Below are 6,077 nucleotides of genomic sequence, written 5' to 3'. Positions count from 1 at the left end.
GCGATGGTGCGTCGATTGGATGATCTTCAGGAAATGGAGCAGATGGAGCTCAATCGTCTGGATGTGTCCGACGAAAAGGTCAAAGACTCGATCAACTCCGTTCTGCGCCACATCGAAAAAGAGATCGCTGAAACGCACAAAGCGATCAAGAAACACATCGATGATGATCCGGACATGCGCCAGATGCGCGACTTGATCGTGACCATCGACGGTATCGGGCAGAAAACCCTTGAGCGGCTGCTGGCCGAGCTGGGCGACCTGCGCAAATACGACGACCCTCGCAAACTGGTCGCTGCTGCAGGGTTGAACCCTAAGCTGCAGGAGTCAGGAAAACTCAAAGGCAGAACAATTATTTCGAGGGTCGGCTCGGCTCGCGTTCGGGCGGGTCTGTACATGCCAGGCCTGGTAGCGCTGAGGCACAACGAGGCGATCATCGCCATGAAGGAACGCTTGAAGGCCAATGGCAAAGCCCCCAAACAGATCATCTGTGCAGCCATGCGCAAGTTGTTGCACTTCGTCTACGGAGTGCTCAAATCGGGCCAACCATTTGACCCGAAATTGGCACTTGCCCGGTGAGGGGCAAGACGGTATCTACACGTCATCGAGTTATCGAATAATTGTAGGCGCTGCCGCAGGCTGCGATCTTTGCTTTGGCCCTTTTGATCCTTGATCACTCAAATCAATAATGCTGTTCAAGGCTTGCAACTCTCCATATTATCGCCGTCATAAAGTCATTCCCTGTGGAGCCTTCCAATGCCGGTGCAAGCCCTGTTCAAACCGTTCCATCTCGGTGCCCTCGAACTGCCGACCCGCGTGGTCATGGCGCCAATGACCCGCTCATTTTCCCCGGGTGGCGTACCCAATTCCAAAGTGATCGAGTACTACCGTCGCCGCGCTGCGGCCGGTGTCGGTCTGATCATCACCGAAGGCACCACGGTCGGTCACAAGGCCTCCAACGGTTACCCGAACGTGCCGCAGTTCTTCGGTGAAGCGCCACTGGCCGGCTGGAAAAAAGTGGTCGACGCGGTGCACGCCGAGGGCGGCAAGATTGTTCCGCAACTGTGGCATGTCGGCAGCGTGCGCCGTATCGGCACCGAGCCGGACGCCAGCGTGCCGGGTTACGGCCCGACGGAAAAACTCAAGGACGGTCAGGTCGTGGTGCACGGCATGACCAAACAGGACATTCAAGACGTAATCGCCGCATTCGCCCAGGCCGCCAAAGATGCCAAAAGCATCGGCATGGACGGCGTGGAAATCCACGGTGCCCACGGTTACCTGATCGACCAGTTCTTCTGGGAAGGCAGCAATCAGCGCAGCGACGAATACGGCGGCAGCCTCGCCAACCGCTCGCGTTTCGCCATCGAATTGATTCAAGCGGTGCGCGCCGCCGTCGGCGAAGGCTTCCCGATCATCTTCCGATTTTCGCAGTGGAAGCAGCAGGATTACACCGCGCGTCTGGTACAAACGCCCGAGGCGCTGGGCGAGTTCCTCAAGCCGTTGGCAGACGCTGGCGTGGACATTTTCCACTGCTCGACGCGGCGTTTCTGGGAACCTGAATTCGAAGGCTCCGAACTGAATCTGGCGGGCTGGACACGCAAGCTGACCGGCAAGCCGACCATTACCGTTGGCAGCGTCGGCCTGGACGGCGAGTTCCTGCAGTTCATGGTCAACACCGACAAGGTCGCGCAACCGGCCAGTCTGGAAAAACTGCTGGAGCGTCTGAACAACGACGAGTTCGACTTGGTGGCGGTGGGCCGTGCGCTGCTGGTGGATCCGGACTGGGCACTGAAAGTCCGTGAAGGGCGTGAGCAGGACATTCTGCCGTTCAGCCGTGAGGCGTTGATGACGCTGGTTTAAGCGGCGCTCAAACTGATGCTATCGCTGGCAAGCCAGCTCCCACAGGTATTGCGGGTGTTCACAAAAATTGTGTTCACCGCAGCCCCTTGTGGGAGCTGGCTTGCCAGCGATGGCGGCTTCAAAATCAGCAAAGATCTAAGGCAATGTCTGCGCATTCGGCAACACCTGCTCCCGCAGACACGCCCCACGCAAATGCTTTTCAAATTGCTCGATGATCGCCGCCCACCCCTGGCGACTGGCATGCTGACGCGCATTCAGGCGCACGCAGCGCAACCGCTCATCTTCTTCCAGCAGCCAAGCCGCCGCATCGCAAAACGCCTCTTCATCACCCGGCATCGCCAGCACACCGTTGTAGCCGTGGCGAATATGCTGCGCTGCCGCTGCCTGATCGTACGCCACCACCCCCAGGCCTGAAGCCAGTGCTTCGAGCACCACATTGCCGAAGGTTTCGGTCATGCTCGGGAACAGAAAAATATCCCCCGAGGCATAGTGCGCCGCCAGCGCTTCGCCGCGCTGTGAACCACAGAAAATCGCCTCAGGCAGCTCTTTTTCCAGCGCAAGCCGTTGTGGGCCGTCACCGACCACAATCAGCTTCAGGTTGCGCTGTGGATAAGTGCTGCGGAGTTTATCGAAGCAGCGCTTGAGCAGGCCCAGGTTCTTCTCCGTGGCCAGACGTCCTACGTGAATCACCGCGATGTCCTGCTCGCTCAGGCCCCATTGCTCACGCAACCCGTTCAGGCGCCTGGCCGGGTGAAACAACTGGCTGTCCACGCCTCTGGAGAGCAGGGCGAGGCGGTCGAAATGCCGGCGCTCCAGTTCCAGACGCTGACTGACGCTCGGCACCAGGGTCATCGCCGAGCGATTGTGGAACCAGCGCAGATAATGCGTCAGCACGCGCGTCAGCAAACCCAGCCCGTACTGATGGGTGTACTGCTGGAAATTGGTGTGAAAGCCGCTGACCACCGAGATCCCCAGGCGCCGCGCCGCCCGCAAGGCCGACAAGCCAAGCGGACCTTCTGTGGCGATGTACAGCACGTCCGGGCGATGACGCTGCCAGCGCCGCAGCAGCTTGTGCATCGACGACTGACCCCATTGCAACCCCGGATAACCCGGCAACGGCCAGCCCCGGCACAACAGCAAGGCATCGTCCTCGACACGCTGCGGATCGCCCGTTTGTCGCGGTCGCACCAGTTCCACTCGATGCCCGCGCGCGCGCAAGCCATCGCACAAGCGACCAAGGGTATTGGCCACCCCGTTGATTTCCGGTGGGAAGGTTTCGCTGATCAGAGTGATATGCAGAGCTGTCGTCATGACCTCAGTGTCGGCTGAGGCCATGTCGTGCCTGTGACGTTCGGATGATGGATTTGTGACTGGCGGTCCGTGAACGGCTCAGCGCTGTGCGACAAGGTTCTCCGCGCCGCGCTCACGTACCCAGAACAAGGTTGCGCCGGCAACCGCGGCCGGCATCATCAGGATGTTGACCACCGGAATCAGCAGCACCAGATAGACGATGCCGCCGAAGCTCATGCTCTGCCAGCGCTTCTGGCGCAGCCAGGCGAGCATTTCGTTCCAGCCCAGTTTGTGGTTGTCCGCGGGGTAGTCGATGTACTGGATCGCCATCATCCACACGCCGAACAGCAGCCACAGCGGTGCGGCGACGATATTGACCACCGGAATGAACGAGAGAATGAACAGGCCAATTGCCCGCGGCAGGAAGTAGCCGAGTTTGCGCATTTCCCGGGCGAGGGTGCGCGGGATCATCGCGATCAGTTCGCCCCAGCTGAAGGCCGGGAAATCATCGGTGCCGCGCACCACCACTTCGACTTTTTCCGCGAGGAAGCCGTTGAACGGCGCCGCGATCACGTTGGCCAGCATGGTAAAGGTGAAGAACACCATCAACGCCACCAGCACCACGAACAGCGGCCACAGGATGTAGCTGAGAAAACTCAGCCAGTCGGGCAGCGACGGCATCAGGCTGTCGACCCACAGGCTGAACTGATGGCCGGCCAGATAGATCAATCCGACGAACAGCACCAGATTGATCGCCAGCGGCAGCAGCACGAACAGGCGCAGGCCCGGGCTGAGAACCAGTTTGAGGCCTTCGCGCAGGTATTGCGGGCCGGACAGAACGGGGGCGGGCATAAGGGGCTCCGAGCAAGGGAAAACGCGCCGACCTTACCGACTTTGCAACGGGTGCGAAAGCGCGGCAGAGCGATCGACATTCACTGTAACAAAGACGTCGATCCGGTCGGAGTCTGCGCATAGAGACCACCTATGAGCTGGATTGTTAATCCGTATTTCCTTAATCTTGCCCCCCTCGATACGCTGCACCCAACTTTTTACAGGACTGTCGAGCTCATGCCTTCCCCAAGGTTATCCACAGTCCTTTTTTATTCCCGCCGGCAGTCCGGCGTTCCGCGCCAGTGTTTCGGCCCGGTCAACAGGAGCAGGTCATGTCTGAAGTCCGTCATTCGCGAGTGATTATTCTCGGTTCCGGCCCTGCCGGTTACAGCGCTGCGGTCTACGCCGCCCGTGCCAACCTCAAGCCACTGCTGATCACCGGCATGCAGGCTGGCGGTCAGCTGACCACCACCACTGAAGTCGACAACTGGCCGGGCGACGTGCACGGCTTGACCGGTCCGGCGCTGATGGAGCGCATGCGCGAGCACGCCGAGCGGTTTGAAACCGAGATCGTTTTCGATCACATCAACGCCGTGGACTTCGCCGCCAAGCCGTACACCCTGACCGGTGACAGCGCGACCTACACCTGCGACGCGCTGATCATCGCTACCGGTGCCAGCGCGCGTTACCTGGGCCTGCCGTCGGAAGAGGCGTTCATGGGCAAAGGCGTCTCGGCCTGCGCGACCTGCGACGGTTTCTTCTACCGCAACAAGCCAGTGGCTGTGGTCGGCGGCGGCAACACCGCTGTTGAAGAAGCACTGTACCTGGCGAACATCGCCAGCACCGTGACCCTGATCCACCGTCGCGAAACCTTCCGCGCCGAGAAGATCCTGATCGACAAGCTCAACGCCCGTGTGGCCGAAGGCAAGATCATCCTCAAGTTGAACGCCAACCTCGACGAAGTGCTGGGCGACAACATGGGTGTGACCGGTGCGCGCCTGAAAAACAACGACGGCAGCTTCGACGAAATCAAGGTCGACGGCGTGTTTATCGCGATCGGCCACACTCCGAACACTTCGCTGTTCGAAGGCCAGTTGACCCTCAAGGACGGTTACCTGGTGGTGCAGGGCGGCCGTGACGGCAACGCCACTGCCACCAGCGTCGAAGGTATCTTCGCTGCCGGTGACGTCGCTGACCACGTTTACCGTCAGGCCATCACCTCGGCCGGCGCCGGCTGCATGGCGGCACTGGACACCGAGCGTTACCTGGACGGTCTGCAGAACGCTTCGTTCTAAGACCGCAGGCACAAAAAAACCGGCTTCGGCCGGTTTTTTTATGAGAGTCAAAAGATCGCAGCCTGCGGCAGCTCCTACAGGGATNGCTGCCGCAGGCTGCGATCTTTTGATCTTGAATCAGCGACGTGTCAGCGGCTGTGCTTCGAACTTCACACCGGCCAGCCCGTGCTTGATCAGCGCACGGATATTGCCGTGGTCACTGCCTTCAGGCGTCGCCAGCACCGAGCGGTAATGCTCGCCGAATGCCAGCAGCGCTTCTTCATCGCTCAAGCCTTCCAGCAGTGCCAGACCCAGGGTCTTGCACGAACCTTCGTTCTGCCCGGCAGCGTTTTCCACGCCACCATTGTTGAACGCTTGCGGCTGGTAGTCATAACCGGCAGCGATGAACGCCAGGGTATCGGCGAAAGCGTGTTCGCCGCTGTTGAGGCTGGCGCGCAGGGTGTTCAGATCACTCATTGGGTTTTCCTTTGGCGAACGCCGCCTGTTGTTCGGCGCTGGCCTCTTGCTGGTATTGGGCTTTCCACTCGGCGTACGGCATGCCGTAAACCACTTCGCGGGCGTCATCGAGGCTGACCTCGATCTGACGGTCATCGGCGGCGGCCTTGTACCATTTGGACAGGCAGTTGCGGCAGAACCCGGCAAGGTTCATCAGGTCGATGTTCTGCACGTCCTTGCGGCTGTCCAGATGGGCGACCAGCCGGCGGAAGGCGGCGGCTTCGAGTTCGAGGCGTTGTTGCTCGGTCATGATGGGCTCTGTGCAGTCTATTCGTGGCGCGGATGATAAAAGTCTGGCGAGCAATGCGC

General features: G+C 60.2%; 7 protein-coding genes. 3 read left to right on the top strand and 4 right to left on the bottom strand.

The window, feature by feature from the left end; genetic code table 11:
- The coding region (locus ACTJKS_RS24400; RefSeq protein WP_440828800.1) for a transposase at window positions 1-576 on the top strand (576 nt) is incomplete at its 5' end.
- A gap of 177 nt (window positions 577-753) precedes the next feature.
- A complete protein-coding gene (locus ACTJKS_RS24395; protein ID WP_041073927.1) occupies window positions 754-1,857 on the top strand; it encodes an NADH:flavin oxidoreductase in 1,104 nt (367 codons plus the stop codon).
- A 135-nt stretch (window positions 1,858-1,992) separates the two neighbouring features.
- Here ACTJKS_RS24395 and ACTJKS_RS24390 read toward each other — a convergent pair whose 3' ends face one another.
- Entirely contained in the window at window positions 1,993-3,192 is a 1,200-nt protein-coding gene (locus ACTJKS_RS24390; protein WP_262948022.1) for a glycosyltransferase family 4 protein, read from the bottom strand.
- 54 nt (window positions 3,193-3,246) lie between these two features.
- Window positions 3,247-3,999, bottom strand: a complete 753-nt coding sequence (gene cysZ / locus ACTJKS_RS24385; RefSeq protein WP_262948020.1) for a sulfate transporter CysZ — start codon at window positions 3,997-3,999, stop codon at window positions 3,247-3,249.
- Window positions 4,000-4,310: 311 nt separating this feature from the next.
- Between cysZ and trxB the strand changes: the two genes are divergently transcribed.
- Window positions 4,311-5,273, top strand: coding sequence for a thioredoxin-disulfide reductase (gene trxB / locus ACTJKS_RS24380; protein ID WP_003221727.1), 963 nt, complete (start codon window positions 4,311-4,313; stop codon window positions 5,271-5,273).
- Window positions 5,274-5,390: 117 nt separating this feature from the next.
- Here trxB and ACTJKS_RS24375 read toward each other — a convergent pair whose 3' ends face one another.
- Window positions 5,391-5,729: a HopJ type III effector protein gene (locus tag ACTJKS_RS24375; protein ID WP_108181697.1), complete on the bottom strand. Its 339-nt coding sequence runs from the start codon at window positions 5,727-5,729 to the stop codon at window positions 5,391-5,393.
- The gene (locus ACTJKS_RS24370) at window positions 5,722-6,018 is read right to left on the bottom strand and encodes a DUF1244 domain-containing protein (RefSeq protein ID WP_007968038.1); all 297 of its coding nucleotides are present in this window, start codon (window positions 6,016-6,018) and stop codon (window positions 5,722-5,724) included. Before ACTJKS_RS24370 ends, ACTJKS_RS24375 begins: the two co-directional genes overlap by 8 nt.
- Between the last annotated feature and the right edge of the window lie 59 nt (window positions 6,019-6,077).

Origin of the sequence: Pseudomonas sp. 22189, from assembly GCF_052045635.1 — a bacterium.
Lineage (GTDB): Bacteria > Pseudomonadota > Gammaproteobacteria > Pseudomonadales > Pseudomonadaceae > Aquipseudomonas > Aquipseudomonas parakoreensis.
The sequence above is the reverse complement of the archived record's forward strand: the minus strand, read 5'-3'. Positions and strand labels throughout refer to the sequence as shown.

Bases quoted from the DNA above. Each gene is read 5' to 3' on its own strand.
- ACTJKS_RS24390 (WP_262948022.1), bottom strand. From the start codon at position 3,192: ATGGCCTCAGCCGACACTGAGGTCATGACGACAGCTCTGCATATCACT.
- ACTJKS_RS24375 (WP_108181697.1), bottom strand. From the start codon at position 5,729: ATGAGTGATCTGAACACCCTGCGCGCCAGCCTCAACAGCGGCGAACAC.
- ACTJKS_RS24395 (WP_041073927.1), top strand. From the start codon at position 754: ATGCCGGTGCAAGCCCTGTTCAAACCGTTCCATCTCGGTGCCCTCGAA.
- cysZ (WP_262948020.1), bottom strand. From the start codon at position 3,999: ATGCCCGCCCCCGTTCTGTCCGGCCCGCAATACCTGCGCGAAGGCCTC.
- trxB (WP_003221727.1), top strand. From the start codon at position 4,311: ATGTCTGAAGTCCGTCATTCGCGAGTGATTATTCTCGGTTCCGGCCCT.
- ACTJKS_RS24370 (WP_007968038.1), bottom strand. From the start codon at position 6,018: ATGACCGAGCAACAACGCCTCGAACTCGAAGCCGCCGCCTTCCGCCGG.